Below are 26,431 nucleotides of genomic sequence, written 5' to 3' on the forward strand. Positions count from 1 at the left end.
TTCATTCGCCAAGCAGGCTGCAGGTCTGCCCTACAAAAGTCCGCTGCGAATCTTCAGCACATCCAGCTGCAGGCTGGCCTCGCTGGAGAGTTCGCCGTCCTCGCCGAACACCACCACGTCCGAGCGGCCGCGGGCCTTGGCCTTGTAGAGCGCCTGGTCGGCGGTCTGGTAAAGCCCGGAGAAATGCCGGGCGTGTTGCGGGAACATGGCGACGCCTATGCTGATGCTCACCGACAGCTGCTCCGCGCCGTAGCACATGGGCGCCGCCAGCTCGTCCAGCAGGCGCCGGGCAAGGTCCCTGGCCTGGACCTCGGCATCCACCCCGCTGATCAGCACGGCGAACTCGTCGCCGCCCAAGCGCGCCACCGCATCACCGCCGCGCACATGCTCGCGCAGGCGCTGGCCGATGGTGCGCAGCATCTCGTCGCCAGCGTCGTGGCCGAAGCGATCGTTGATCGGCTTGAAGTGGTCGAGGTCGATCAGCATCAGCGCCAGTTGCTCCTTGTGGCGCTTGGCATTGGCCAGCGCCGACTCGGTGCGCTCGATCAGGTAGCGGCGGTTCGGCAGCTCGGTCAGCGCGTCGTGGAAGGCCGCATGCCGCAGGGCGCGCTCACGCTCGCTGAGGCGCTGGTTGGCCGCGGCCAGCTCGGCGGTACGGGCGGTGACGGCAGCCTGCAACTCGTCGGCGCTGGCCTGCATCTGTGCCAGGCGCGCGGCCTTCTCGCGGTCGGCCTGTTCCAGGGCGGCGGCACGTTCCTGCTTGAGCATCTGGATGCGGTAGGCCAGGGCGAAGGAGAACAGGATGGACTCGGCGGCCACGGCAATGGGGAACATGTAGGCGGTGAAGTTGATCGGCTGGATGATGCCGGCGGCGCGCATCACCAGCACCGCCGTGCTGACCAGCACGGTGCCGTAGCCGATCAGGTAGAAGCGCGCCGGAATGAAGCCCTGGCGCCAGCGGATCAGCGCGCTGATCAGGGCCGTGGGCACTGTCACTATGGGGGTGACGGCGATCAGGATGGCGCCTTCGGCGCGCAAGCCGAAAGCGTTGATCAGGATGGCGACGGCGTAGAGCACGCAGGCCACGTTGAACAGGCGGTCGGCCCAGCGCAGGCCGCGGCGGGTGGATAGCAGCTCCTGGGTGAAGCGCATCACGAAGATGCCCCACAACGCCGGCAGGGTGATGCGGTCCAGCCAGACCGGCACCGGCGCGTCCGGCCAGAAGTACTGGAAACCATGCCCGCTCATGCTGAGGATGAACACCAGGGCCGAGGCGGTGGCCAGCACGTACCATAGGTAGGCGGGGTCGCGCAGCGCTACCAGGATGAACAGGTTGTAGAGGAGGAGCGCCAGGATCACCCCGTAGACCAGGCCGAAGCCGAGGTTCTCGGTAGCCTTCAGCTCCTTGAGATCATCCAGTTGCCAGACCTTCAGCGGGAAGGAATTGCCCGCCGGGTCGTAGCTGCGGAAATACAGGGTCAGGGGCTGCGCGCCGATCTCCGGCAGCTTGAACAGCATGCGCCGGTAGGAATAGTCGCGGGTATCGGCGAAGGGCAGGGCCTCGCTGGTTTCACGTCGGCTCCAGCCGCCCTTGCCATCGGGCAGGAAGAGGCTGACCCGATAGACGGTGATGCCCGAGTTCTCCAGCCACCATTGGCGGGGAGCGTCCGCGGTACGGCTGAGCTGCACCCGCACCCACCACACGCTGCGGCTCTGGCCCACGCTGGCGCGGCCGCCCGCCGGGGCGAAGCGCTGCTGCACCTCGGGCCTGGTCATGTCGAGGATATCGAGCTTGCCGTCCGGGTCTTCCAGCAGGTCGATCTGTTCGTTGAGCGGGGCGCCGCTGCTCTGCGGGGTCAGTTCGAAGGCCGCCTGGGCCGGCACGAGGGCGCCCACCCAGCAGAAAAGCAGGAGGAGGATCAGGCTAGGACGAGGCACCGCGCACGCTCCTTGTAAGTTATCTACTGCTGCGGCCTGGCGGTTTATGTCGGCAGGAGTATAGCGATCTGGAGAATTTGTGATCACTCCGTAAGCAATTTGCTTCGGTGTTGTGTCCAGCCCCACAGAAACCCAGCGCAATCGTCGGATTTGTTCAAAATTTGTGCTATATTCCGCGCCCCTCGTGAAAGCCCGCTGGTCAAAAAATATGCAAGCTGCGAAGCCGCTGTTCGACTATCCGAAGTACTGGGCCGAATGTTTCGGTCCCGCACCCTTCCTGCCGATGAGCCGGGAAGAGATGGATCAGCTCGGCTGGGATTCCTGCGACATCATCATCGTGACCGGCGATGCCTACGTCGACCATCCGTCCTTCGGCATGGCCATCATCGGCCGCCTGCTGGAAGCCCAGGGCTTTCGCGTGGGCATCATTGCCCAGCCGGACTGGCGCTCGAAAGACGACTTCATGAAGCTCGGCGCGCCGAACCTGTTCTTCGGTGTGGCGGCGGGCAACATGGACTCCATGATCAACCGCTACACCGCGGACAAGAAGATCCGTTCCGACGACGCCTACACCCCCGGCGGCGTCGCCGGCAAGCGCCCGGACCGCGCCAGCCTGGTCTACAGCCAGCGCTGCAAGGAAGCCTACACCCACGTGCCGGTGATCCTCGGCGGCATCGAGGCGTCCCTGCGCCGCATCGCCCACTACGACTACTGGCAGGACAAGGTGCGCCGTTCGATCCTGATGGACGCCACCGCCGACATCCTGCTCTACGGCAACGCCGAGCGCGCCGTGGTGGAAATCGCCCAGCGCCTGTCCTGGGGTGAGACCATCGACAGCATCACCGATGTGCGCGGCACCGCCTTCATCCGCCGCGACACGCCTTCGGACTGGTTCGAGATCGATTCCACCCGCATCGATCGTCCGGGCCACATCGACAAGATCATCAACCCCTACGTCAACACCCAGGACCTGCAGGCCTGCGCCATCGAGCAGGAGAAGGGACCGGTCGAGGACCCGAACGAGGCCAAGGTTGTGGAGTTGCTGCCCAACCCGCGCCTGACCCGCGACAAGACCGTGATCCGCCTGCCGTCCTTCGAGAAGGTGCGCAACGACCCGGTGCTCTACGCCCACGCCAACCGCGTGCTGCACCTGGAGACCAACCCCGGCAACGCCCGCGCCCTGGTGCAGCGCCACGGTGAGGTGGACGTCTGGTTCAATGCGCCGCCCATCCCGATGAGCACCGAGGAGATGGACTACGTCTTTGGCATGCCCTACGCCCGCGTCCCGCACCCGGCCTACGGCAAGGAGAAGATCCCGGCCTACGAGATGATCCGTTTCTCGGTGAACATCATGCGAGGCTGCTTCGGCGGCTGCACCTTCTGCTCCATCACCGAGCACGAAGGCCGGATCATCCAGAACCGCTCCCACGAATCGATCCTGCGCGAGATCGAGGAGATGCGCGACAAGGTGCCGGGCTTCACCGGCGTGGTCTCCGACCTCGGCGGCCCCACCGCCAACATGTACCGTATCGCCTGCAAGAGCCCGGAAATCGAGAAGCACTGCCGCAAGCCGTCGTGCGTGTTCCCCGGCATCTGCGAAAACCTCAACACCGACCACAGTTCGCTGATCGAGCTGTACCGCAAGGCCCGCGCCCTGCCGGGGGTGAAGAAGATCCTCATCGCTTCCGGCCTGCGCTACGACCTGGCGGTGGAGTCCCCCGAGTACGTCAAGGAACTGGTGACCCACCACGTCGGCGGCTACCTGAAGATCGCCCCGGAACACACCGAGCGCGGTCCGCTGGACAAGATGATGAAGCCGGGCATCGGCAGCTATGACCGCTTCAAGCAGATGTTCGAGAAGTACTCGAAGGAAGCGGGCAAGGAGCAGTACCTCATTCCGTACTTCATCGCCGCCCACCCCGGCACCACGGACGAGGACATGATGAACCTCGCCCTCTGGCTCAAGCGCAACGGCTTCCGCGCCGACCAGGTGCAGGCCTTCTACCCGTCACCCATGGCCAGCGCCACCGCCATGTACCACTCGGGCAAGAACCCGCTGCGCAAGGTCACCTACAAGAGCGAAGGGGTGAAGATCGTCAAGAGCGAGGAGCAGCGCCGCCTGCACAAGGCCTTCCTGCGCTACCACGATCCCAAGGGCTGGCCGATGCTGCGCGAGGCCCTGGAGCGCATGGGGCGTGCCGACCTGATCGGCAATGGCAAGCACCAGCTGATCCCGACCTACCAGCCGGCCTCGGACGAGTACCACAGCGCCCGCCGCAAGAACTCCACCCCCGCTGGCAGCAAGAAGGTCGGTGGCGCCGGCAAGATGCTCACCCAGCACACCGGCCTGCCGCCGCGGGCCAGCGACGGCAGCAATCCCTGGGACAAGCGCGAGCAGGCCAAGGCCGCGGCCTTCGCCCGCAAGCAGGCCGAGAACAAGGCGGCCGCAGCCGAGAAGGGCGGCGGCAAGAAGAAGCCGGCCAAGCGGCCGGTGGCGCCGCGTTGATGGGAACGCCAGCCTTCGGGCTGGCGTTTTTGTTTTTCCTTGTGGTGGCGAATGAATTCGCCACCACAGGTCATCACATTCTTATGCCCAATCGGCCTAAACAGCCTGACGAGAATTCCCTTCTTCTTCATCTTCTGCCGCTAGGCTTGGAATTCACCCGCCGGTTGCGGCCGTTCGTGAACCATTTTTGTGCGGCGGCGCAGCGCGGGTGAGAAGGTGGCCCCTTTCCGGTGCTCGGGAGGGGCCGAAATCCGTGGTTCGGGGGCTGGCACAAGTCTTGCGCGGTCCCCAGCATCGCCCAGGCTCGCAGGAGGCACGCCGTGTCGATCCATGTCGCACTGCATCACGTCACCCACTATCGCTACGATCGTGAGGTCAACCTTGGTCCGCAGATCATCCGTCTGCGGCCGGCGCCCCACAGCCGCACGCGCGTTCTCGGCTATTCGCTGAAGGTGGCGCCGGGCAAGCACTTCATCAACTGGCAACAGGACCCCCAGGGCAATTACCTGGCGCGGCTGGTGTTCCCGGAGAAGACCCGCGAGATGAAGGTGGAGGTGGACCTGGTCGCCGAGATGGCGGTGTTCAACCCCTTCGATTTCTTCCTCGAGCCCTATGCCGAGCAGGCCCCCTTCAGCTACACCGCCGATGACCAGCGCGAGCTGGCACCCTACCTCAGCCGCCTGCCGGCGACACCGTTGTTCGCCGACTACCTGGCGCGCATAGACCTCACGCCCAAGCGCAGCGTCGACTTCCTGGTGGCGCTGAACCAGCAGCTGTCGCGGGACATCCGCTACCTGATCCGCCTGGAACCCGGCGTGCAGACCCCGGAAGAGAGCCTGGAAAAGGCCTCCGGCTCCTGCCGCGACTCGGCCTGGCTGCTGGTGCAGCTGCTGCGCCACCTGGGGTTGGCGGCGCGCTTCGTGTCCGGCTACCTGATCCAGCTCACCGCCGACCAGAAGTCCCTCGATGGCCCCAGCGGCACCGAAGTAGACTTCACCGACCTGCACGCCTGGTGTGAGGTCTACCTGCCGGGCGCCGGCTGGGTCGGCCTGGACCCCACCTCCGGGCTATTTGCCGGGGAGGGGCACATTCCGCTGGCCTGCAGCCCGGAGCCGTCGTCGGCGGCGCCCATCAGCGGCGGGGTGGACGAAAGCGAGTGCGAGTTCTCCCATGAAATGCGCGTCGAGCGGGTCTGGGAAGCGCCCCGGGTGACCAAGCCCTACAGTGCCGAACAGTGGCAGGCCATTCGCGAGCTGGGGGCGCGCATCGATGCGGACCTCACGCGTGGCGACGTGCGCCTGACCATGGGCGGCGAGCCCACCTTCATCGCCATCGACTACCCCGACGACCCCGAGTGGAACACCGCCGCGCAGGGGCCGAACAAGCGTCGCCTGGCCGCCGACCTGTTCCATCGCCTGCGTGCTCATTACGCCCCGCGGGGCCTGGTGCATTTCGGCCAGGGCAAGTGGTATCCCGGCGAGCAGCTGCCGCGCTGGTCGCTCAATTGCTACTGGCGCAAGGACGGCGAACCCATCTGGCAGGACCCGGCGCTCTACGCCGACGAAGGCCGCGGCTACGGCGCCGACGCGCGCCTCGCGGCACGCTTCCTCGATCGCGTGGCCAACCGTCTCGGCGTGTCGGGGGAACACCAGTTTCCGGCCTTCGAGGACTGGTTCTATTACCTCTGGCGCGAGCGCAAGCTGCCCGTCAACGTCACCCCGGAGGACGCCCGCCTGGCCGACCCGATGGAGCGCGAGCGCCTGCGCCGGGTGTTCGAGCGTGGCCTGGGCGAGGTGGTGGGCCAGATTCTGCCGCTGGCGCGCAGTGCGACGGGCGATGCCTGGGAAAGCGGTCGCTGGTTCCTGCGCGACGAGCACTGCCGGCTGATCCCCGGCGACTCGCCACTGGGCTATCGCCTGCCGCTGGACTCCCAGCCCTGGGTCAATGAGGCCGACTACCCCTACGTCAATCCGGCCGATCCCGGCCAGGAATTCCCGCCGCTGCGCCGCGCGACGCTGATCCGCCAGCAGCTGCGCGACGGAACGCCCGGTTGGCGGGGCGAGGCCAGCGAACCGGGCCTGCACCAGTCCGCCGCCGGTATCACCCGCACGGCCCTCTGCGCCGAACCTCGCGAGGGCCGGCTCTACCTGTTCATGCCGCCGCTTTCCGAGCTGGAGGCCTATCTGGAGCTGGTGGCCGCCATCGAAGCCACCGCCGGCGAACTGGACTGCCCGGTGCTGCTGGAAGGCTACGAGCCGCCTGGCGACCCGCGCCTGGTGAACTTCCGCGTCACCCCCGACCCGGGCGTGATCGAGGTGAACATCCACCCCTCGGCCAACTGGGACGAGTTGGTGGAGCGCACGGAGTTCCTTTACGAGGCGGCGCGGCAGAGCCGCTTGTCCAGCGAGAAGTTCATGGTCGATGGCCGCCATGTCGGCACCGGCGGTGGCAACCACTTCGTCCTCGGTGGCGCCACGCCGGCGGATTCGCCCTTCCTGCGCCGGCCTGACCTGCTGCGCAGCCTGATCAGCTACTGGCACAACCACCCGTCGCTGTCCTACCTCTTCTCCGGCCTGTTCATCGGTCCCACTTCCCAGGCGCCGCGGGTGGACGAGGCGCGCAACGACGCGCTCTACGAGCTGGAAATCGCCTTCCGCCAGATGCCCGAGCCCGGCACCGACTGCCCGCCCTGGCTGGTGGACCGGCTGCTGCGCAACTTGCTGGTGGACGTCAGCGGCAACACCCACCGCGCCGAGTTCTGCATCGACAAGCTCTACTCGCCCGACAGCAGCAGCGGCCGCCTTGGCCTGTTGGAGCTGCGCGCCTTCGAGATGCCGCCCCATGCGCGCATGAGCCTGGCCCAGCAGTTGCTGCTGCGCGGGCTGGTGGCGCGCTTCTGGGACGAGCCCTACCAGCCGCCGAAGCTGGTGCGCTGGGGTACCGAGCTGCACGACCGTTTCCTGCTGCCGCATTTCGTCCAGCAGGACTTCGAGGATGTGGTCCACGAGTTCAATGCCGCCGGTTATCCGCTGCGCAGCGAGTGGTTCGCGCCGCACTTCGAGTTCCGCTTCCCGAAATACGGCGATTACCAGGTCAAGGGCATCGACCTGGAGCTGCGCCAGGCGCTGGAACCCTGGCATGTGCTGGGGGAGGAGGGCAGCGCGGCGGGCGCGGTACGCTATGTGGACTCGTCCCTGGAACGGGTGCAGGTCAAGGTCACCGGCATGGCGGCGGATCGCTACGTGCTTACCTGCAACGGCCAGCCGGTCCCGCTGCGGCCCACCGGGCGGGGTGGCGAATTCGTCGCCGGGGTGCGCTACCGCGCCTGGCAGCCGGCTTCCTGCCTGCAGCCCACCATCGGCGTGCAGGTGCCGCTGATTTTCGACCTGGTGGACACCTGGATGCAGCGCTCCCTGGGCGGCTGCCAGTACCATGTGGCCAATCCCGGCGGACGCAGCTACGACAGCTTCCCGGTCAACGCCTATGAAGCCGAAAGCCGGCGCCTGGCGCGCTTCTTCCGCCACGGGCATACGCCGGGCAAGCTGCAGGTCGGCGTACCGGTGGTCGACGACGAGCTGCCCATGACCCTGGACCTGCGCCGCCGCTAGGCGGTGCGGACGCGACCCGGCCCGCGGTGCGGCGGCCGGGTGCCGCGTCGTCCGCTAAAGTTTCCCTGCTGCCCATCTGCCGAGCCTGTCGATGTCCGAGCTGCTAGCCCACTACCCCTTGACCGCAACGGCCTACCACGAATTGCTGGATGCCGAAGGCGAAGTGCGTCCGCATTGGCAGCGCCTGTTCCAGCAGCTGGAGCGTGCCACCCCGGCCCAACTCAGGCAGCGCCAGGAGCTGCTGGTGCGGCAGATCCAGGAGAACGGGGTCACCTACAACGTCTACGCCGACCCCAAGGGCACCGACCGACCCTGGGAGCTGGACCTCTTGCCCAACCTGCTCTCGGCCGCAGAGTGGCAACCCATGGCCGCCGGTGTGGCCCAGCGCGCGCGCCTGCTCAACGCCGTGCTGGCCGATCTCTACGGCCCGCAGAGCCTGCTGGCCGAAGGGTTCTTGCCCAGCGAACTGGTCTTCGGCCATCCCAACTTCCTCTGGCCTTGCCAGGGTGTGCAGCCCCCCGGCGGCATCTTCCTGCACAGCTATGCGGTGGACCTGGCCCGCGACGCCGACGGCCGCTGGCACGTCCTGGCCGACCGCACACAGGCGCCCTCCGGCGCCGGCTATGCCCTGGAGAACCGGCAGATCGTCTCCCGTGCCCTGCCGGAGCTGTACCGCGACCTGCGGGTGCAGTACCTGGCCGGTTACTTCCGCACCCTGCAGGAAACCCTGATCAACCAGGCCCCGAGCGACGGTGAGACGCCCCTGGTGGTGCTGCTCACTCCGGGGCGCTTCAACGAAACCTATTTCGAGCACCTCTACCTGGCGCGCCAGCTCGGTTTCCCGCTGGTGGAGGGCCACGACCTGACGGTGCGCGACGCCACCCTCTACCTCAAGACCCTGGGCGGGCTGAAGCGCGTCCACGCCGTGCTGCGCCGCCTCGACGACGACTACTGCGACCCCCTGGAGCTGCGCACCGATTCGGCCCTGGGCGTGCCCGGGCTGCTCGACGCCGTGCGCCACGGCCGGGTGCTGGTGGCCAACGCCCTGGGCAGCGGCGTGCTGGAGTCGCCGGGCCTGCTCGGCTTCCTGCCACGTGTCAGCCAGCGCTTGCTGGGCGAGGACCTGCTGCTGCCCACGGTGGGCACCTGGTGGTGCGGCCAGGGACAAGGCCTGGGCAAGTCCCTGGAAGGCCTGTCCGGCATGGTGATCAAGCCCGCGTTTCCCTCCCAGAGCTTCGAGCCGCTGTTCGGCCATGCCCTGGAAGACGGCGGCCTGCTGGACCTGCGCAAGCGCCTTCAGGCCCACCCCCACGCCTACGTCGCCCAGCGCATGGCGCAGCTGTCCCAGGCGCCGGTCTGGCAGGGTGACGGCAAACGCGGCCAATTGCAGTCGCGGGCCATCGGCATGCGGGTGTTCGCCGTGGCCGGACGTGACGGCAGCTACTGGGTGATGCCCGGCGGCCTGACGCGGGTGGCGTCGGCGGCCGGCGCCGAGGTGGTGTCCATGCAGCGCGGCGGCGCCAGCAAGGACACCTGGGTACTGGCCGACCTGCCGGTGGTGGGCGAGCCGCTGCGCCCGCGCACCCTCGGCGCGCGCGACCTGATCCGCCAGGACCCCTACCTGCCGTCGCGGGTGGTGGAAAACCTCTACTGGTTCGGCCGCTATGGCGAGCGCTGCGATGATGGCGCCCGCCTGCTGCGGGTGGTGCTGTCGCGCTATGTGGATGCCGACGGCGACGAACAGGCGCTGCAATCGGCCCTGCAGCTGGCCGGCGCCGTCGGCCTGGTGCCGCGCGGCGACGAACCGCTGGAGCAGCGCCTGCTGGCGGCCCTGCTGGACGATGAGTGGCCGAGCAGCGTCAGCGCCAACCTGCGCCGACTGCACTGGGCGGCCGCCCAGGTGCGCGGTCGGCTGTCGCGGGAGAACTGGCACGCGGTGCTGGAGCTGCACCGCGAGGCCCAGGCCCTGGACCGGACCCGCACCGACCTGGGCGAGGCGCTGGAATTCCTCAACCGCCTGCTGATGTCCCTGGCGGCGTTGTCCGGCTTCGCCCTGGACGACATGACCCGCGACGACGGCTGGCGCTTCCTGATGATCGGCCGGCGCATCGAACGGGTGCAGTTCTACGCCGAAAGCATCGCCGGCTTCCTCGAAGGCGGCGCCGCCTGGGACCCGGTCGCCCTGGAGTGGCTGCTGGAGCTGGGCAACAGCACCATCACCTACCGTTCGCGCTACCTGGCTTCGCCGCAACTGATCCCGGTGCTCGACCTGCTCCTGCTGCACGAGCAGAACCCCCACGCCCTGCGCTTCCAGTTGCAGGCGCTGGAGCGCTCCCTGGGGCGTCTGCACCTGGAGTTCGGCGCGCCCCAGGAACTGGTGCTGAGCGGCCTGATCGGACGCCTGCTGGCCTTCGACCTCGCCACCCTGGAGGACCCGCTGTTCGGCAGCGAAAGCCTGGCCGAGGTGCTCGCCGGGTTGGCCGGGCTGTTGCGGGAAATCGCGCAGAACGTCGGACAGGTCTCCGACCGCCTCGGATTGCGCTATTTTGCCCACGTCGACGATGTCAGCCAGCAAACGGTATCCACCTGATGCGCGCGCAAGCCCCATCCATCGCCCCCGTCCAGGGTGCCCGCTACCAGGTGTTCCACGACACCCATTACCGCTATTCAGCGCCGGTTTCCCTGTCCCAGCAGCTGGCCCACCTCTGGCCGCGGGACTGCCCCTGGCAGGCGTGCAGCGGCCGGCAACTGCTGGTCAACCCCGAGCCGACGCTGCGCCAGGACCTCTCGGACGTGTTCGGCAATCCCCTGACGCGCCTGGCCTTCGAGCGCCCCCATGACGAATTGCAGGTGAACACCCGCCTGCAGGTCGAGGTGCTGCCCCACGGGGCGGCGGACCTGGCCGCCTCGCCGCCCTGGGAACAGGTGCCGGCGACCCTGGCCTTTTCCGCGCGCGCCCTGTCGCCCATCGAGCTGGACGCCTGCCGCTATCGGGTGGAGTCGCCCTATGTGCGCATCAAGCGCCAGTTCGCCGAATTCGCCAGCGGCTGTTTCCCCGCCGGGCGGCCGCTGCTGTTGGGCACGGCGGCGTTGATGGAGAAAATCTTCAGCGAGTTCGACTTCGATGCCGAAGCGACCCAGGTGGCGACACCGCTGACCCAGGTGCTGGAGCGCCGTCGCGGCGTCTGTCAGGACTTCGCCCACCTGATGCTCGCCTGCCTGCGCTCGCGGGGGCTGGCGGCGCGCTATGTCAGCGGCTACCTGCTGACCCAGCCGCCTCCCGGCCAGCCGCGCCTGATCGGCGCCGACGCCTCCCACGCCTGGGTGTCGGTCTACTGCCCGCGCAACGGCTGGGTGGATTTCGACCCCACCAACAACATCCTGCCCAACCTGGAACACATCACCCTGGCCTGGGGGCGCGATTTCTCCGATGTCTCGCCCCTGCGCGGCGTCATCCTCGGTGGCGGCAGCCATGATCCCGAGGTCCGCGTTACCGTCATGCCGCTGTGGGAGCTGGCGGTCTGAGGAAGATGTAGGTTGGTGCCGAGCGCAGCGAGGCCCAACGCCGTGCCCGGCCAGGCACCGAATCGTTGGGTTTCGTACCTCTACCCAACCTACGGGGATGTGCCAGACAAGCACTTTGCGGGGAGCGTGCTAGCTTTTTCGGGGCCACTTTCTCTCCTGCAAGGTGCTCCGCCATGGATGAAACAACGATCGTCAATGTAGGGACCGAGAAGGTCAGCGCGTTCATGACCACCGTCATGCAGTACGCCACCACCTTCGGCGTCAAGATTCTCGCAGCCATCGCCTTCTGGGTGGTCGGCCGCTGGCTGATCAACTTCGCGGTAGGGCTGGTCCAGCGTTCCCTGGAGCGGCAGAAGGTCGACCCGACCGTGCTGCGCTACGTCGGCTCGTTCATCACCGTGACCCTGAACATTCTCCTGGTGGTGGGCATCCTCGGCTTCTTCGGCATCCAGACCACCAGCCTGGCGGCACTGATCGCGGCGGTCGGCCTGGCCATCGGCATGGCCTGGTCGGGGCTGCTGGCCAACCTGGCGGCGGGCGGCTTCATCATCGTCCTGCGGCCGTTCAAGGTGGGGGATTTCATCAGTGCCGGCGGTGTGACCGGCACCGTGAAGGAGATCGGCCTGTTCGCCACCGCCATCAACACCCCGGACAACGTGATGACCCTGGTGGGCAACAACAAGATCTTCAGCGACACCATCCAGAACTACAGCCACAACGACTTTCGTCGCGTGGAACTGAAGGCCCAGCTTTCCGGCGCTGCCGACTACCAGGCCGCGGTGGCGCTGCTCAAGCAGCGCATCACCGCCATTCCCAACGTCCTCACCGACCCGCCGGTGGATGTGGAAATCCTCGAGTTCAACCTGGTGGGCCCGGTACTGGCGGTGCGGCCTTACTGCCACAATGACGTCTACTGGCAGGTCTATTTCGATACCAACCGGGTGATCAAGGACGCCCTCGGCGGCGCCGACTTCCCCGCGCCCATGCCGGCGCAGACCGTCATCGTGCAGCAGTCGTAGGGCTGATCTAGCCGTAGGTTGGTGCTGAGGAACGAAGCTCAACAGCGTGCTCGCAGCGGGCCCTTGATCGTTGGGCCTCGCTTCGCTCGGCACCAACCTACTGTCTGGCGAGGCTCAGTGCGTAGGGTGGACATCGCTTTTCATGTCCACCATCGCGGCCCGGGACCCGCTACGAATGGTGGACCGGTGAAGCGTGGTCCACCCTACGGATTTATCTCTTGACCAGGTGCAGGATGGGAAACTCCTTGCCCAGGGCGTCGACTTCCGAGCGGCCGGCCTGGACGAAGCCCAGGTGCAGGAAGAAACCCACTGCCTGCGGGTTCTGTTCGTTCACATCGACCGTCCGGGCCCCACAGGTCAGGGCGTGCTCCATCAGTGCGCGGCCGATGCCCCGGCCATGCTGCGCCGGATCGACGAAGAGCATGTCCACCCGTTCTCCGGTCGTACCGATGAAACCGACGATGTGGCCTGCGGCGTCACGCAGGCAGGCGAGCTGCATGGAGTCCAGGTAGGCGTCGCGCACCAGGGGCTTGAAAAACTGGATGTCGTCTTCGCCGAAGAAGTGGTGGGTGGCGCGCACCGCGTCTTCCCAGACCTCCACCAGGCGCTGGCGGTCGGCAGGGGGGAGGGACGTCAGGGTTTCGATCGTTGCCATCATCGGTCACCAGTGGCGCAGGGCCTTGTTCCAATGATAGAGCAGGCGGGCAAAGGCCTTGTAACCCAGTTGCGCCAGGCCGTGGAGGATCGGCAGGGAAAAAAGCCGGGCCTTCCATTCCTCCCCCGGCGAATGGCGCCAGAGCACGATGAAGGCATCCACGCCCATGCGCTTGATGCCCTGTTCGTCCACGAGATGCAGGCGTTCGCGGACGTATTCAAGGTTCTCGCCGATCTCCTCGACCGCAGCGTTGTCCTGGTGGATGTCGTTCCATTCCACCTGGCAGGCGGTGGTCTTGCCTTTCTGGCCCTCGATCCCGGCTTTGCACACCGGGCAGGCGCTGTTGTAGTAGACCTTGATCCGTTCGTCGCCTGCCATGGGGCGCTCCTGATCGTGGGTTCGTCCCGGACAGTTTAAGGCCTGGGACGGCCAGCGATCAGTGGGGCTTGCGATCGACCCACTTGGGCGCGCTGCTGGGACGCCAGGCTTCCAGGCGGTCGAGCAGGGTCTGGGGGTGGCCGCCGACCTGGAGCATGCCGCGGTGCTGGTCGCGGACGAAACGCTCCTCGACCAGATGGTCGAGGAAATCGGTGAGCTTGTCGTAGAAGCTGTTCACTTCCAGCAGGCCCAGGGGCTTGCTGTGGTAGCCCAACTGGCCCCAGGTCCAGACTTCGAACAGCTCTTCCAGGGTACCCAGCCCGCCGGGCAGGGCGATGAAGGCATCCGACAGCTCGGCCATGCGCGCCTTGCGCGCGTGCATGCCGTCCACCACCTCCAGGCGGGTCAGGCCCTTGTGGCCGATTTCGGCGTCCATCAGGCTCTGCGGGATCACGCCGATGACTTCGCCGCCGGCGGCCAGGGCCGCATCGGCCACGGTGCCCATCAGTCCGACCGCGCCGCCGCCGTAGACCAGGGTGATGCCGCGCTCTGCCAGGGTGTGGCCGAGGAGGGCGGCGGCTTCACGGTAAATCGGCTTGGCGCCGGGGCTGGCGCCGCAGAACACGCAGACGGAACGCAAAGTCATGGGGGACTCCGGGGGCGAAAAAGCGCGCAAGAGTACCGGCTTCGCCCGCGAGCTCCAAGCTGTGCGAGTGGTCAGCTTCCGAACGGTAGTCGGGCGGGGTTATTCGGGGGAAGCGCCGCAGGCCCCGGCGGCGTAAGCGGCGAGCAGGCTTTGCAGGACGTTCATGGCACCTCTCCTTGTCGATGGATGCGGCCATGCTAGTGCCGGCCCGGCTGGTCCGCCCGTTGATTGTTTCGATGGGCCCTATAGGTCAGATGGCTTTCAGCAGCTCCGCCGCCGTCATTCCTGACAATCCCAGCAGACAAAGGCCGCAGGCCAGGTAGGTGAGGCGGTGCCAGAGGGTGGAAGCGGCGCGGCGGAACCAGTCCACCAGGCCGGCGCAGATGAAGCACCAGAGCAGCGAGGAGAGCATGAAGCCGCCGAAGAATACGGCGAGATGCGTCGGTGTCGGTTCGGCCACGCCGACCGCCGCCATGGCCCCGCCCATGGCGGCCCAGTACACGATGTTCTGCGGGTTGGTCAGCGACAGCGCCGCGCCCGAGGCGAACGCACCGCCGCTGGCGCCACCGTCCTCGGCCGAGGGTTGTGGCGGGCGGTGGGCGTCGCGCAGGGACTGCAGGCCGAGCCAGCCCAGGTAGAGGGCGCTGGCGACGGTCAGTGGGTAGCGCACGGCGGCGCTGTCCAGCAGCAGGGCGAGGCCGGTCAGGCCCAGTGCGGCCCAGGTGGCGTCTCCCACCAGGGAGCCGATCTGCACCATCAGGGCGGGCTTGTAGCCGTCCCGCAGGCCACGGCGCAGGGTTTCGCTGAAGACCGCGCCGGGCGCGGCGTTGAACACGAAGCCGAGGAGCATGGCGGCGATGAAGAAGGACAACATGGGGTGGAAATTCCTTGTAATCAGGGTTGCGGCCCGTTGCCGCAGGTCATGGGAACTCGCCGACGAATAGGGCAGTCTCCGGTCTTGGGCCTTTTGCCCTGACTGCCAAGGAGACTCCCATGATTCGCAAGCTCGTCGTTGCATCCGTGCTGGCCCTGGCCAGTGCACCTTTGCTGGCTGCTGAATGTACCGTGGATGTGCAAGGCACGGACCAGATGACGTTCGATACCAAAGAGATCAAGGTCAGCAAAAGTTGCAAGACCTTCACCGTCAACCTCAAGCACTCCGGCAAGCTGGCCAAGAACGTGATGGGCCACAACTGGGTGCTGAGCAAGACCGCCGATGCCCAGGCGATTGCCACTGAAGGCATGACCGCCGGCCTCGACAAGGACTACCTGAAGGCCGACGATCCGCGCATCATCGCCCACACCAAGATGATCGGCGGCGGCGAGAGTTCCAGTGTGACCTTCGAGGTGTCCAAGCTGGCCGCCGGGGAAAGCTACGAGTTCTTCTGCTCCTTCCCGGGGCACGTGTCGATGATGAAGGGTACCCTGGCCCTGGTCGACTGACCTCAGGTGGATATGAAAAGGCCGCTCCGTGTAGCGGCCTTTTTTGTTTTGGCTGTCCAGATGCTGTAGGGGCGAATTCATTCGCCAAGCAGGCCGAAGGCATGCCCTTCGGGGTCGAGCGGGCAGCTGTGCTGCCCTTGGCGAATGAATTCGCCCCTACAAAAAAGCAGGCCGAGTTTATTCTGCTACAGCGCCTCTCGGTCCATCTGCTCCAGCATCCAGCGTACGAAGTCGCGCACCTTGGGCACTTCCGCGGCGTGCTCGGGGTAGGCCAGGTAGTAGGCGTTGCGGCTGGGCATGGGGTGGTCCCAGGGGATCACCAGCTTGCCTTCGGCCAGTTCTTCTTCCACCAGGAAGCGCGGCAGCAGGGCGACGCCGCAGCCGGCCTGGGCGGCGCGGATGCACATGTAGGAGGTGTCGAAGCGCGGCCCGTGGTAGCTGTGTTCGGTGTGCCGGTCCTGGCTCTGGAACCACTCATGCCAGGCCTCGGGGCGGGTGGCGTTCTGCAGCAGCACCAGTTCGGTGAGCTGAGTCGGCTCGGTGAAGGGCTGCTCCGGCATCACGCCAGGGGCGCACACCGGCACCACTTCCTCGCTGAACAGGCGGATGCACTCGGCGCCGGGCAGGGCACCATGGCCGAAATAGAAGGCCAGGTCGCAGCGCCCCTGGACCAGGGCGTTGGGCTCCAGCTCGTTGCGCAGGTCCAGGTGGATGTTCGGGTGGCGCAGGCGCCAGCCCTTGAGACGCGGGATCAGCCAGCGCGCGCCGAAGGTGGGCGGCGTGGCCACCCGCAGGACTTCGGTGTCGCCGCCATAGGACAGCATGTAGTGGGTGGACATCTCCACCTGGGCGAGGATCTTGCGCACTTCGGTGAGGTACAGCGAGCCCGCCGGGGTCAACTGAAGGCGCCGGCGCACACGGCGGAACAGCAGGTGCTGGAGCAGTTCCTCCAACTGCGCCACCTGCTTGCTCACCGCGCTCTGGGTGAGGCTCAACTCGTCGGCGGCGCGGGTGAAACTCAGGTGCCGGGCCACCGCCTCGAAGCATTGCAGGGCGGTGATCGACGGCATGTGGCGTTTGAGCATCGGGGTTCTCGAAAACGGTTCGGATCATGAATTAACGGAATGATATGTGTCGGAAAGGTCATTTGTTGGCAAGCCCTTTTCGCGGCTATTACTGGCTCTTTCAAATTCCGTTCATGGGCTCGTCAGCTGGAGCGCGGCCATTCATGAACAGGCGTTTGCCCGATTCAGAAACAGGAGTAGCTCATGGTTGCCGCACTGCTTGACCGCCTCGGTGTCGATCCGTCCCTCTACCAGCAGGGCGATCACGCCGTTCATTCGCCCATCGACGGCAGCCGCATCGGCACTGTGCGCCTGGAAGGCCGGGCTGAGGTCGACCAGAAGATTGCCCGCGCTGCCGAGGCCTTCCAGGCCTGGCGCAAGGTGCCGGCTCCGCGCCGCGGCGAGCTGATCCGCCAGTACGGCGAAGCGCTGCGCCAGTACAAGGCCGAGCTGGGCGAACTGGTGTCCTGGGAGGCCGGCAAGATCACTCAGGAAGGCCTGGGCGAAGTGCAGGAAATGATCGACATCTGCGACTTCGCCGTGGGCCTGTCGCGCCAGCTCTACGGTCTGACCATCGCCTCCGAGCGTCCCGGCCACCACATGCGCGAGACCTGGCATCCACTGGGCGTGGTCGGCGTCATCAGCGCCTTCAACTTCCCGGTCGCCGTCTGGTCGTGGAACACCGCGCTGGCGCTGGTCTGCGGCAACCCGGTGGTGTGGAAACCCTCGGAAAAGACCCCGCTGACCGCTCTGGCCTGCCAGGCGCTGTTCGAGCGCGTGGCGAAGAATTTCAGCGAGGCCCCGGCCCACCTCAGCCAGGTGGTGATCGGCGCCCGCGATGCCGGCGAAGCCCTGGTGGACGACCCGCGCGTGGCCCTGGTCAGCGCCACCGGCAGTACCCGCATGGGTCGCGAGGTGGCGCCCCGGGTGGCGGCGCGCTTCGCCCGCAGCGTGCTGGAACTGGGCGGCAACAATGCCATGATCCTCGCCCCCAGCGCGGACCTCGACCTGGCGGTTCGCGCGATCCTCTTCAGCGCCGTCGGCACCGCCGGCCAGCGCTGCACCACCCTGCGCCGGCTGATCGCCCACGAGTCGGTCAAGGCCGAGATCGTCGAGCGGCTGAAGGCCGCTTATGCCAAGGTGCGCATCGGTCACCCGCTGGAAGGCAACCTGGTCGGTCCGCTGATCGACAAGCAGAGCTTCGACGGCATGCAGCGCGCGCTGGAGCAGGCCCGCGCCGAAGGCGGCACGGTGTTCGGCGGCGAGCGTCAGTTGGCCGAGCGGTTCCCCAACGCCTACTACGTGTCGCCGGCCATCGTGGAAATGCCTGGCCAGAGCGCCGTGGTCTGCCATGAAACCTTCGCGCCGATCCTTTATGTGATCGGCTACAGCGATTTCGAGGAAGCCATCGCCCTGAACAATGCCGTACCCCAGGGCCTGTCCTCCTGCGTGTTCACCACCGACGTGCGCGAAGCCGAGCTGTTCCAGTCGGCGGTGGGCAGCGACTGTGGCATCGCCAACGTCAACATCGGCCCCAGCGGCGCGGAGATCGGCGGGGCCTTCGGTGGCGAGAAGGAAACCGGCGGCGGCCGTGAGTCCGGCTCGGACGCCTGGAAGGCCTACATGCGCCGCCAGACCAATACCGTCAACTATTCCCACGAGCTGCCGCTGGCCCAGGGCATCACCTTCGACTGACGGGTTCCGGCCCTAAGGATTGCGACCCATGGCCCTGCGCCAGGAATGCCTCTGGGAGTATCTGACGCCCCGACTGCCGGAGAGCCCCGTGCTCCATGGCGAGGTCAAGGTGGATGTGTGCGTGATCGGCGCCGGCTTCACCGGCCTTTCCGCCGCCCTGCATCTGCTGGAGGCGGGCAAGCGCGTCTGCCTGCTGGAGGCCCATACCGCCGGCCATGGTGGTTCCGGGCGCAATGTCGGGCTGGTCAACGCCGGCATGTGGATCCCACCGGACGAGATCGAAGCCGGCCTCGGCCGGACGGTGGGCGAACGGCTCAACCGCACCCTGGGTGCGGCGCCGTCCCTGGTGTTCTCCCTGGTCGACCGCTATGACATCGACTGCCAGTTGCGCCGCGAAGGCACCCTGCACATGGCCCACAACGCCCGTGGTCAGGCCGATCTCGCCAGCCGCTGCGAGCAATGGCAGCGCCGTGGCGCGCCGGTGGAGTTGCTGACCGGCGCCGCCTGCCGCGAGGCCACCGGCACCGACCGGATCGCCGCCGCGTTGCTCGATCGCCGCGCCGGTACCCTCAACCCCATGGGCTACACCCGCGGCCTGGCCCGCGCGGTGAAATTCCTTGGCGGCCAACTCTTCGAGCATTCGCCCGTGCAGCGCCTGGAGCGCCAGGGCGCCAATTGGTGCGTGATCACTGAACATGGCGCGGCCATCGCGCCCCAGGTGGTGATCGCCTCCAACGCCTACACCGAGGGCGAGTGGACCGAACTGCGCCGCCATTTCTTCCCCGGTTACTACTATCAGGTGGCCTCCACGCCGCTCACCGGCGAGGCTGCCGCGCGCATCCTGCCGGGTGGGCAGGGCTCCTGGGATACCCGCCAGGTACTCAGCAGCATCCGCCGCGACGCCGACGGCCGCCTGCTGCTGGGGAGCCTGGGCAACGGTGCGCGCAAGCCGGCCTGGTTCCTGCGTGCCTGGGCCGACCGCATCCAGCGCCACTACTTCCCTTACCTGGGCAGCGTGGAGTGGGAATTCACCTGGACCGGCTGCATCGATTTCACCCCGGACCACCTGATGCGCCTCTACGAACCGGCACCTGGCCTGCTGGCCTTCACCGGCTACAACGGCCGCGGCGTGACCACCGGCAGCGTGGTGGGCAAGGCCTTCGCCGACTACCTGCTGAGCGGGGACGAAACGGTGCTGCCGATGCCGTTCCAACCCATGCGCGCGGTGGCGGCAGTGGGCCTCAGGAGCTCGCTCTACGAAGCGGGTTTCTCGCTCTATCACGCCGGGCAGTGTTTGCGTGTCGTGATCTAGGTCGCAAAAAAGCGGGTTGCACCGCTTCGAGGCAAGCATTTCTTTCTTGCAGGATGGGGGGAACAAGGGGCAGGGTAGTAACAGTGCGTTGTGGGAAATTTCGCGCACCAGTGATGTGCAAATAAGTACCGCGAGTCTATTGTTACCGCACGTGCTGGCACGCTGATGCCAGGCACCTTCCGGGCACGTCTGATGGTTTTTTGGGGTGACTTGGAAGTTGTTGATTTAGAAGAAGAAAAATAAGAATTAAGGAGGTGGGAAAGGCCTTTCAGGGCGCGGAGCAACTACAAGAATTAATGGCACGCCACTTGCTGAATACGAGCGCTAACCCTAAAAACCTCAGGAGCAAAACTCCATGTCGCAGAAGATTTTCAGAAAAGGCTTTCTGGCTCTGGCGGTTACCACCGCGCTGGGCGTTTCTTCCGTAGTACAGGCTGATGTAGTAATCGGCGTCGCCGGACCGCACACCGGCGCCAACGCTTCCTTTGGCGAACAATACTGGCGCGGGGCCTCCCAGGCCGCCGAGGACATCAACGCCGCCGGCGGCATCAACGGCGAGAAGATCAAGCTGGTGAAAGCCGACGACGCCTGCGAACCCAAGCAGGCCGTGGCCGTCGCCAACCGCCTGGTGGACCAGGACAAGGCCATCGCCGTGGTCGGGCACTTCTGCTCCTCCTCCACCATCCCGGCGTCCGAGGTCTACGACGAAGCGGGCATCATCGCCATGACCCCCGGCTCCACCAACCCGGCCGTGACCGAGCGCGGCCTGTCCGGCATGTTCCGCATGTGCGGCCGTGACGACCAGCAGGGCATCGTCGCCGGCGACTACATCGTCGACGTGCTGAAGGCCAAGAAGGTCGCCATCATCCACGACAAGGACACCTACGGTCAGGGCCTGGCCGACGCCACCAAGGCGGAACTGGCCAAGCGCGGCGTGAAGGAAGTCCTGTACGAAGGCCTGACCCGCGGCGAGAAGGACTTCAACGCCCTGGTCACCAAGATTCGCGCCACCGGCGCCGAGGTGGTCTACTTCGGCGGCCTGCACCCCGAAGCCGGCCCGCTGGTTCGCCAGATGCGCGAACAGGGCCTGACCGCCAAGTTCCTCTCCGGCGACGGCATCGTCACCGACGAACTGGTCACCACCGCCGGCGGCCCGCAATACACCAAGGGCGTGCTGATGACCTTCGGCGCCGACCCGCGCAAGATCCCGGACGGCAAGGCGGTGATCGAGAAGTTCCGCGCCGGTGGCTTCGAGCCCGAAGGCTACACCCTGTATGCCTACGCCACCCTGCAGGCCCTGGCTGCCGGCTTCAACGGCGCAGGCTCCAACGATGGGGCCAAGGCCAGCGAATGGCTGAAGTCGCACGCGGTGCAGACCGTAATGGGCAAGAAGGAGTGGGATGCCAAGGGCGACCTGAAAAAATCCGACTACGTGATCTACGAGTGGGACGACAAGGGTAAGTACGCCCAGCAGTAATGACCGGCTCGCGCAATCCGCAAGGGGCGCGAGCCGTAAGCTCGGCTGACCAGCCAGGCGCCACCCGCGCCTGGCTGGTCGGTGCATTCCGGGAAACTGCTGAAGTCCTTTTCTGCTTGAGCCGGGTGGGGGTCTTCCCCCCCGATTTGACACGGTAATTCAGTGGTGCCCGTCTGATTCCACTCGCGGGGGCTTGGCCGAACCCAAGGCCGGTCCTCCAAAAGACGAGACTGAGTGATGGACGGTATTATCCTGCAACAGCTGATCAACGGGCTGACCCTCGGGTCGGTCTACGGTCTGATCGCCATCGGTTACACCATGGTTTACGGCATCATCGGCATGATCAACTTCGCCCACGGCGAGGTGTACATGATCTCCGCCTACCTCGCCGCAATCACCATGGCCATCCTGGCCTTCTTCGGCCTGGAATCCTTCCCCCTGCTGATCCTCGGCACCCTGCTGTTCACCATCCTGGTGACCGGCGTGTACGGTTTCGTGATCGAGCGCATCGCCTACAAGCCGCTGCGCAACTCCACCCGCCTGGCGCCGCTGATCTCCGCCATCGGCATGTCGCTGATCCTGCAGAACTATGTGCAGCTGAGCCAAGGGGCCCGCCAGCAGGGCGTGCCCACCCTGCTTGACGGCGCGCTGAAGTTCCACGTGGGCGAAGGCTTCGTGCAGCTCACCTACACCAAGGTGTTCATCCTGGTCGCCGCCTTCATCGGCATGGGCGTGCTCACCTACGTGATCCAGCACACCAAGCTCGGCCGCATGTGCCGTGCCACCCAGCAGGACCGCAAGATGGCCTCGATCCTCGGCATCAACACCGACCGGGTCATCTCCTACGTCTTCGTCATCGGCGCCGCGATGGCGGCCCTGGCCGGCGTGCTGATCACCATGAACTACGGCACCTTCGACTTCTATGCCGGCTTCATCATCGGCATCAAGGCCTTCACCGCCGCGGTGCTCGGTGGCATCGGCTCGCTGCCCGGCGCCATGCTCGGCGGCATCATCCTCGGCATCGCCGAGGCGCAGTTCTCCGGCATGGTCAACACCGACTACAAGGACGTGTTCAGCTTCTCCCTGCTGGTGCTGATCCTGATCTTCCGTCCCCAAGGCCTGCTGGGCCGTCCGTTCGTCGCGAAGGTGTAAGCATGTCCTCTGCCATCGCCAGGAAACCCCTGGATATCACCAAGAGCCTGATCGACGCCATCATCGCCGGCCTGCTCGCCCTCATCGTCTTCGGCCCCATCATGGGTGTGGTGCTCGACGGCTACAGCTTCAACCTCGAGTTCGGTCGCGTCGGCTGGATGATCGGCATGGTCATGGCCGGCCGTTTCGCCCTCAGCCTGTACACGCAGACCGCGCGCGGCGAAGCCATGATGCAGCGTTTCGAAACCGCCGGCTCCGGGGTGCACGTGCGCTCGCCCGACCACAAGAGCCGGCTGCGCTGGATTCTCCCGCTGATCGTGGTCGCCGCGGTGCTCTTCCCCTTCGTGGCCACCAAGTACCTGCTCACCGTGGTGATCCTCGGGCTGATCTACGTGCTGCTGGGGCTGGGGCTGAACATAGTGGTGGGCCTCGCCGGCCTGCTCGACCTCGGCTACGTGGCCTTCTACGCCATCGGCGCCTACGGCCTGGCGCTCGGCTACGAGTACCTGGGCCTGGGCTTCTGGAGCGTGCTGCCGCTGTCGGCGCTGATGGCCGCCCTGGCCGGTGCGCTGCTGGGCTTCCCGGTGCTGCGCATGCACGGCGACTACCTGGCCATCGTCACCCTGGGCTTCGGTGAGATCATCCGCCTGATCCTCAACAACTGGCTGGACTTCACCGGCGGCCCGAATGGCATGTCGGTGCCCTCGCCGACCTTCATGGGGCTGGAGCTCGGTCGCCGGGCGAAAGAGGGCGGGGTACCGTTCCACGAGTTCTTCGGCATCGCCTACAACCCGAACCTGAAGTTCCTGTTCATCTACGTGGTGCTTTTCCTGGTCGTGCTGCTGGTGCTCTACGTCAAGCACCGACTGACCCGCATGCCGGTGGGGCGCGCCTGGGAAGCGCTGCGCGAGGATGAAATCGCCTGTCGCGCCATGGGCCTGAACCACGTGCTGGTGAAACTCTCGGCCTTCATGCTGGGCGCCTCCACCGCTGGCCTGGCCGGGGTCTTCTTCGCCAGCTACCAGGGCTTCGTCAACCCGTCGTCCTTCACCTTCTTCGAGTCGGCGTTGATCCTCGCCATCGTCGTGCTCGGCGGCATGGGTTCTACCATCGGGGTGGTGATCGCCGCCTTCGTCCTCACCGTCGCACCGGAGCTGCTGCGCACCTTCGCCGACTACCGCGTGCTGCTCTTCGGCGTCCTCATGGTGCTGATGATGATCTGGCGGCCGCGCGGGCTGATTCGCATCAGCCGTACCGGCTTCACCCCGCGTAAAGGAGTAGCCCCATGAGCGACGAATACATCCTCAGCGTCGAGCACCTGATGATGCACTTCGGTGGCATCAAGGCGCTCAATGACGTCAGCCTGAAGATCAAGCGCGGCTCCATCTCGGCGCTGATCGGCCCCAACGGCGCGGGCAAGACCACCGTGTTCAACTGCCTGACCGGTTTCTACAAGGCCACCGGCGGACGCATCCAGCTCAACACCCGTGGCGTCTCGACCGATGTCATCCAGGTGCTGGGCGAGCCGTTCCAGCCGACCGATTTCGTCAATCCGGCCCAGTTCGCCAGTCGCCTGCACTACAAGATGTTCGGCGGTACCCACCTGGTGAACCGCGCGGGTCTGGCGCGTACCTTCCAGAACATCCGCCTGTTCCGCGAAATGTCGGTGGTGGAGAACCTGCTGGTGGCCCAGCACATGTGGGTCAACCGCAACCTGCTGGCCGGCATCTTCAACACGCCGGGCTACCGCAAGGCCGAGGAGGACGCCCTGGACCATGCCTTCTACTGGCTGGAAGTGGTGGACTTGGTGGACTGCGCCAACCGCCTGGCTGGGGAAATGTCCTACGGCCAGCAGCGTCGGCTGGAGATCGCCCGCGCCATGTGCACCCGGCCGCAGCTGATCTGCCTGGACGAACCGGCCGCCGGCCTCAATCCGGCCGAGACCGAGGCGCTCAGCCGGATCATCCGCAAGCTGCGCGACGAACACGACCAGACCGTACTGCTGATCGAACACGACATGGGCATGGTAATGAGCATTTCCGACCACATCGTGGTGCTGGACCACGGCGAAGTGATCGCCGAGGGCAATCCCCACGCGATCCGCCACGATCCGAAGGTGATTGCCGCATACCTTGGCGCCGAAGAGGAGGAAGTGGCATGAGCGCACCCCTCCTGGAGTTCAAGGATGTCGACGTCTTCTACGGTCCCATCCAGGCGCTGAAGAAGGTCAGCCTGCACATCAACGAAGGCGAGACGGTGAGCCTGATCGGCGCCAACGGCGCGGGCAAGTCCACCCTGCTGATGTCCATCTTCGGCCAGCCGCGCGCGGCGAGGGGCGCGATCGTCTACCGCGGTACCGACATCACCCACAGGTCGGCGCACTACGTGGCCTCCAACGGTGTCGCCCAATCGCCGGAAGGGCGCCGCGTATTCCCCGACATGAGCGTGGAGGAGAACCTGCTGATGGGCACCATCCCCATCGGTATGGACCATGCGGGCGAGGACATGGAGCGCATGTTCGACCTCTTCCCGCGCCTCAAGGAGCGGCGCAACCAGCGCGCCATGACCATGTCCGGCGGCGAGCAGCAGATGCTCGCCATCGCTCGTGCGCTGATGAGCCGCCCCAAGCTGCTGCTGCTCGACGAGCCTTCCCTGGGCCTGGCACCCATCGTGGTCAAGCAGATCTTCCAGACCCTGCGGGAACTGGCCCAGACCGGCATGACCATCTTCCTCGTCGAGCAGAACGCCAACCACGCGCTCAGGCTCTCCGACCGCGCCTATGTGATGGTCACCGGGGAAATCCGCATGAGCGGCACGGGCGAGGAACTGCTGGGCAACCAGGACGTCCGCAACGCCTACCTCGGCGGTCACTAGAGCGTTGAAGGCTGAAGGCTGGACGAACGGCCCGGTGCCGCTTTCTCGTTCAGCCTCAAGCCTTCAGCCTCAAGCGAATCCGGAGGATTCATGTCCCATCTTCGTTTCTTCACCAACGCCGACGTCGCCGCGGCGCTGGCTTATCCACAACTGATCGAAGCCCTGCGCCAGGGCCTGGCCAACCTCGCCGAGGCACCGGTGCGGGCCAGCCATGCCCTGCCGGACGATGCCTCGCTCCTGTGCATGCCGGTCTGGCAGAAGGGGCAGGGCGTCGGCGTGAAGCTGGTCACCGTGTTCCCCCGTAACGGCGAGAAGGGCCTGCCCTCGGTCGCCGCGCTCTTCACCCTGTTCGACGACACCACCGGCCGCCCCCTGGCGGTGATGGAAGCCTCGGAACTCACCGCTCGGCGCACGTCCTGCGTCTCGGCGCTGGCCGCCAGCGCCCTGGTGCGCCACGACGCCAGCCGCCTGTTGGTGGTGGGCACGGGCACCCTGGCCGCGCACATGGTCCGCGCCCACAGCGTGGTGCGCAGATACGAACGTGTGGATATCTGGGGCCGCCACCCGGAGAAGGCCGCCGAGCTGGCGCGCCAGCTGGAAGCCGAGGGATACCCGGTGCATGTCGCCCTCGACCTGCAGACCTGCGCCCAGCAGGCCGACTGCATCAGCTGCGTCACCACCTCCACCTCGCCACTGATCCTGGGTGACTGGCTGCACCCGGGCACCCACCTGGACCTGGTGGGGGCCTTCCTGCCGAGCATGCGCGAAACCGACAGCGCCGCCGTGGCCCGTTCGCGCATCGTGGTCGACACCCGTGCCGGGGCTCTGGAAGAGGCTGGCGACCTGCTCTTCGCCATCGCCGATGGCGCCATCACCGAGCAGAGCATCCACTTCGAGCTCGCCGACCTGCTGCATGGGCGGGGCCACCGCCAGAGCAACAGCGAAATCACCCTGTTCAAGTCGGTGGGGCATGCCCAGGAAGACCTGATCGCCGCGCAGTTGCTGCTCTCTACTGTGAATGCATAGGGTGGACTTGCCTTGTAGGGGCGAATTCATTCGCCAAGGGCAGCGCGGCTGCCCCTGTGAGTCCGCAGGGCAGACCTGCGGCCTGCTTGGCGAATGAATTCGCCCCCACGGCA

At 66.4% G+C, this 26,431-nt stretch carries 21 protein-coding genes; 15 read left to right on the forward strand and 6 right to left on the reverse strand.

Features of this window, described 5'->3' with window-relative positions:
* Positions 1–30: 30 nt before the first annotated feature.
* Positions 31–1,938, reverse strand: coding sequence for a diguanylate cyclase domain-containing protein (locus tag ACFW0H_RS08550; protein ID WP_422913464.1), 1,908 nt, complete (start codon positions 1,936–1,938; stop codon positions 31–33).
* Positions 1,939–2,146: 208 nt separating this feature from the next.
* On the opposite strand from ACFW0H_RS08550, the gene ACFW0H_RS08555 reads away from it, so the two are divergent.
* From ACFW0H_RS08555 to ACFW0H_RS08580, 6 genes are all read left to right on the forward strand, one after another.
* Positions 2,147–4,444, forward strand: a complete 2,298-nt coding sequence (locus ACFW0H_RS08555) for a YgiQ family radical SAM protein (protein WP_422913465.1) — start codon at positions 2,147–2,149, stop codon at positions 4,442–4,444.
* The gene (locus ACFW0H_RS08560; RefSeq protein ID WP_422913466.1) at positions 4,444–4,656 is read left to right on the forward strand and encodes a hypothetical protein; all 213 of its coding nucleotides are present in this window, start codon (positions 4,444–4,446) and stop codon (positions 4,654–4,656) included. The genes ACFW0H_RS08555 and ACFW0H_RS08560 overlap by 1 nt, the downstream gene beginning before the upstream one ends.
* A 108-nt stretch (positions 4,657–4,764) precedes the next feature.
* Entirely contained in the window at positions 4,765–8,052 is a 3,288-nt protein-coding gene (locus ACFW0H_RS08565; RefSeq protein WP_422913467.1) for a transglutaminase family protein, read from the forward strand.
* 91 nt (positions 8,053–8,143) lie between these two features.
* Positions 8,144–10,642 carry a circularly permuted type 2 ATP-grasp protein gene (locus ACFW0H_RS08570; protein ID WP_422913468.1) on the forward strand — a complete coding sequence of 833 codons (2,499 nt, stop codon included), beginning with the start codon at positions 8,144–8,146 and terminating at the stop codon, positions 10,640–10,642.
* Positions 10,642–11,577 (forward strand): transglutaminase family protein, encoded by a 936-nt coding sequence (locus ACFW0H_RS08575; protein ID WP_422913469.1) that lies wholly within the window; start codon positions 10,642–10,644, stop codon positions 11,575–11,577. Before ACFW0H_RS08570 ends, ACFW0H_RS08575 begins: the two co-directional genes overlap by 1 nt.
* Before the next feature lie 173 nt (positions 11,578–11,750).
* On the forward strand, positions 11,751–12,596 hold the full coding sequence (locus tag ACFW0H_RS08580) for a mechanosensitive ion channel family protein (protein ID WP_422913470.1): 846 nt from the start codon (positions 11,751–11,753) through the stop codon (positions 12,594–12,596).
* Between the two features lie 211 nt (positions 12,597–12,807).
* Here the strand turns inward: ACFW0H_RS08580 and ACFW0H_RS08585 are convergent, their stop codons facing one another.
* The 4 genes from ACFW0H_RS08585 to ACFW0H_RS08600 all read right to left on the reverse strand — a co-directional run bounded on the left by ACFW0H_RS08585 (position 12,808) and on the right by ACFW0H_RS08600 (position 15,149).
* Positions 12,808–13,254 carry a GNAT family N-acetyltransferase gene (locus ACFW0H_RS08585; protein WP_422913471.1) on the reverse strand — a complete coding sequence of 149 codons (447 nt, stop codon included), beginning with the start codon at positions 13,252–13,254 and terminating at the stop codon, positions 12,808–12,810.
* 3 nt (positions 13,255–13,257) lie between these two features.
* On the reverse strand, positions 13,258–13,629 hold the full coding sequence (locus ACFW0H_RS08590) for a thiol-disulfide oxidoreductase DCC family protein (RefSeq protein WP_422913472.1): 372 nt from the start codon (positions 13,627–13,629) through the stop codon (positions 13,258–13,260).
* Between the two features lie 58 nt (positions 13,630–13,687).
* Positions 13,688–14,275, reverse strand: coding sequence for an LOG family protein (locus tag ACFW0H_RS08595; RefSeq protein WP_422913473.1), 588 nt, complete (start codon positions 14,273–14,275; stop codon positions 13,688–13,690).
* 250 nt (positions 14,276–14,525) lie between these two features.
* Positions 14,526–15,149 carry a LysE family transporter gene (locus ACFW0H_RS08600; protein WP_422913474.1) on the reverse strand — a complete coding sequence of 208 codons (624 nt, stop codon included), beginning with the start codon at positions 15,147–15,149 and terminating at the stop codon, positions 14,526–14,528.
* A 119-nt stretch (positions 15,150–15,268) separates the two neighbouring features.
* Between ACFW0H_RS08600 and azu the strand changes: the two genes are divergently transcribed.
* The gene (gene azu, locus ACFW0H_RS08605; RefSeq protein ID WP_422913475.1) at positions 15,269–15,718 is read left to right on the forward strand and encodes an azurin; all 450 of its coding nucleotides are present in this window, start codon (positions 15,269–15,271) and stop codon (positions 15,716–15,718) included.
* Positions 15,719–15,903: 185 nt separating this feature from the next.
* Here azu and ACFW0H_RS08610 read toward each other — a convergent pair whose 3' ends face one another.
* A complete protein-coding gene (locus ACFW0H_RS08610; RefSeq protein WP_422913476.1) occupies positions 15,904–16,803 on the reverse strand; it encodes a LysR family transcriptional regulator in 900 nt (299 codons plus the stop codon).
* Positions 16,804–16,986: 183 nt separating this feature from the next.
* On the opposite strand from ACFW0H_RS08610, the gene amaB reads away from it, so the two are divergent.
* The 8 genes from amaB (at position 16,987) to lhpI (ending at position 26,318) form a co-directional block, all read left to right on the forward strand.
* Positions 16,987–18,477: an L-piperidine-6-carboxylate dehydrogenase gene (amaB, locus tag ACFW0H_RS08615; protein ID WP_422913477.1), complete on the forward strand. Its 1,491-nt coding sequence runs from the start codon at positions 16,987–16,989 to the stop codon at positions 18,475–18,477.
* 28 nt (positions 18,478–18,505) lie between these two features.
* Entirely contained in the window at positions 18,506–19,789 is a 1,284-nt protein-coding gene (gene amaA, locus ACFW0H_RS08620) for an L-pipecolate oxidase (RefSeq protein WP_422913478.1), read from the forward strand.
* A gap of 355 nt (positions 19,790–20,144) precedes the next feature.
* Positions 20,145–21,266 carry a branched-chain amino acid ABC transporter substrate-binding protein gene (locus ACFW0H_RS08625; RefSeq protein ID WP_422913479.1) on the forward strand — a complete coding sequence of 374 codons (1,122 nt, stop codon included), beginning with the start codon at positions 20,145–20,147 and terminating at the stop codon, positions 21,264–21,266.
* A 237-nt stretch (positions 21,267–21,503) separates the two neighbouring features.
* Complete coding sequence (locus tag ACFW0H_RS08630; protein ID WP_422913480.1) at positions 21,504–22,418, forward strand: ABC transporter permease subunit; 915 nt, start codon at positions 21,504–21,506, stop codon at positions 22,416–22,418.
* A gap of 2 nt (positions 22,419–22,420) precedes the next feature.
* Positions 22,421–23,707 (forward strand): high-affinity branched-chain amino acid ABC transporter permease LivM, encoded by a 1,287-nt coding sequence (gene livM / locus ACFW0H_RS08635; RefSeq protein ID WP_422913481.1) that lies wholly within the window; start codon positions 22,421–22,423, stop codon positions 23,705–23,707.
* Positions 23,704–24,579, forward strand: a complete 876-nt coding sequence (locus ACFW0H_RS08640; protein ID WP_422913482.1) for an ABC transporter ATP-binding protein — start codon at positions 23,704–23,706, stop codon at positions 24,577–24,579. The genes livM and ACFW0H_RS08640 overlap by 4 nt, the downstream gene beginning before the upstream one ends.
* The gene (locus ACFW0H_RS08645; RefSeq protein ID WP_422913483.1) at positions 24,576–25,292 is read left to right on the forward strand and encodes an ABC transporter ATP-binding protein; all 717 of its coding nucleotides are present in this window, start codon (positions 24,576–24,578) and stop codon (positions 25,290–25,292) included. Before ACFW0H_RS08640 ends, ACFW0H_RS08645 begins: the two co-directional genes overlap by 4 nt.
* Before the next feature lie 90 nt (positions 25,293–25,382).
* Positions 25,383–26,318 (forward strand): bifunctional Delta(1)-pyrroline-2-carboxylate/Delta(1)-piperideine-2-carboxylate reductase, encoded by a 936-nt coding sequence (gene lhpI / locus ACFW0H_RS08650; RefSeq protein WP_422913484.1) that lies wholly within the window; start codon positions 25,383–25,385, stop codon positions 26,316–26,318.
* Positions 26,319–26,431: the final 113 nt, after the last annotated feature.

It is taken from the genome of Metapseudomonas cellulosilytica, assembly GCF_049334135.1.
In the GTDB taxonomy this organism is placed as follows: Bacteria; Pseudomonadota; Gammaproteobacteria; order Pseudomonadales; family Pseudomonadaceae; genus Metapseudomonas.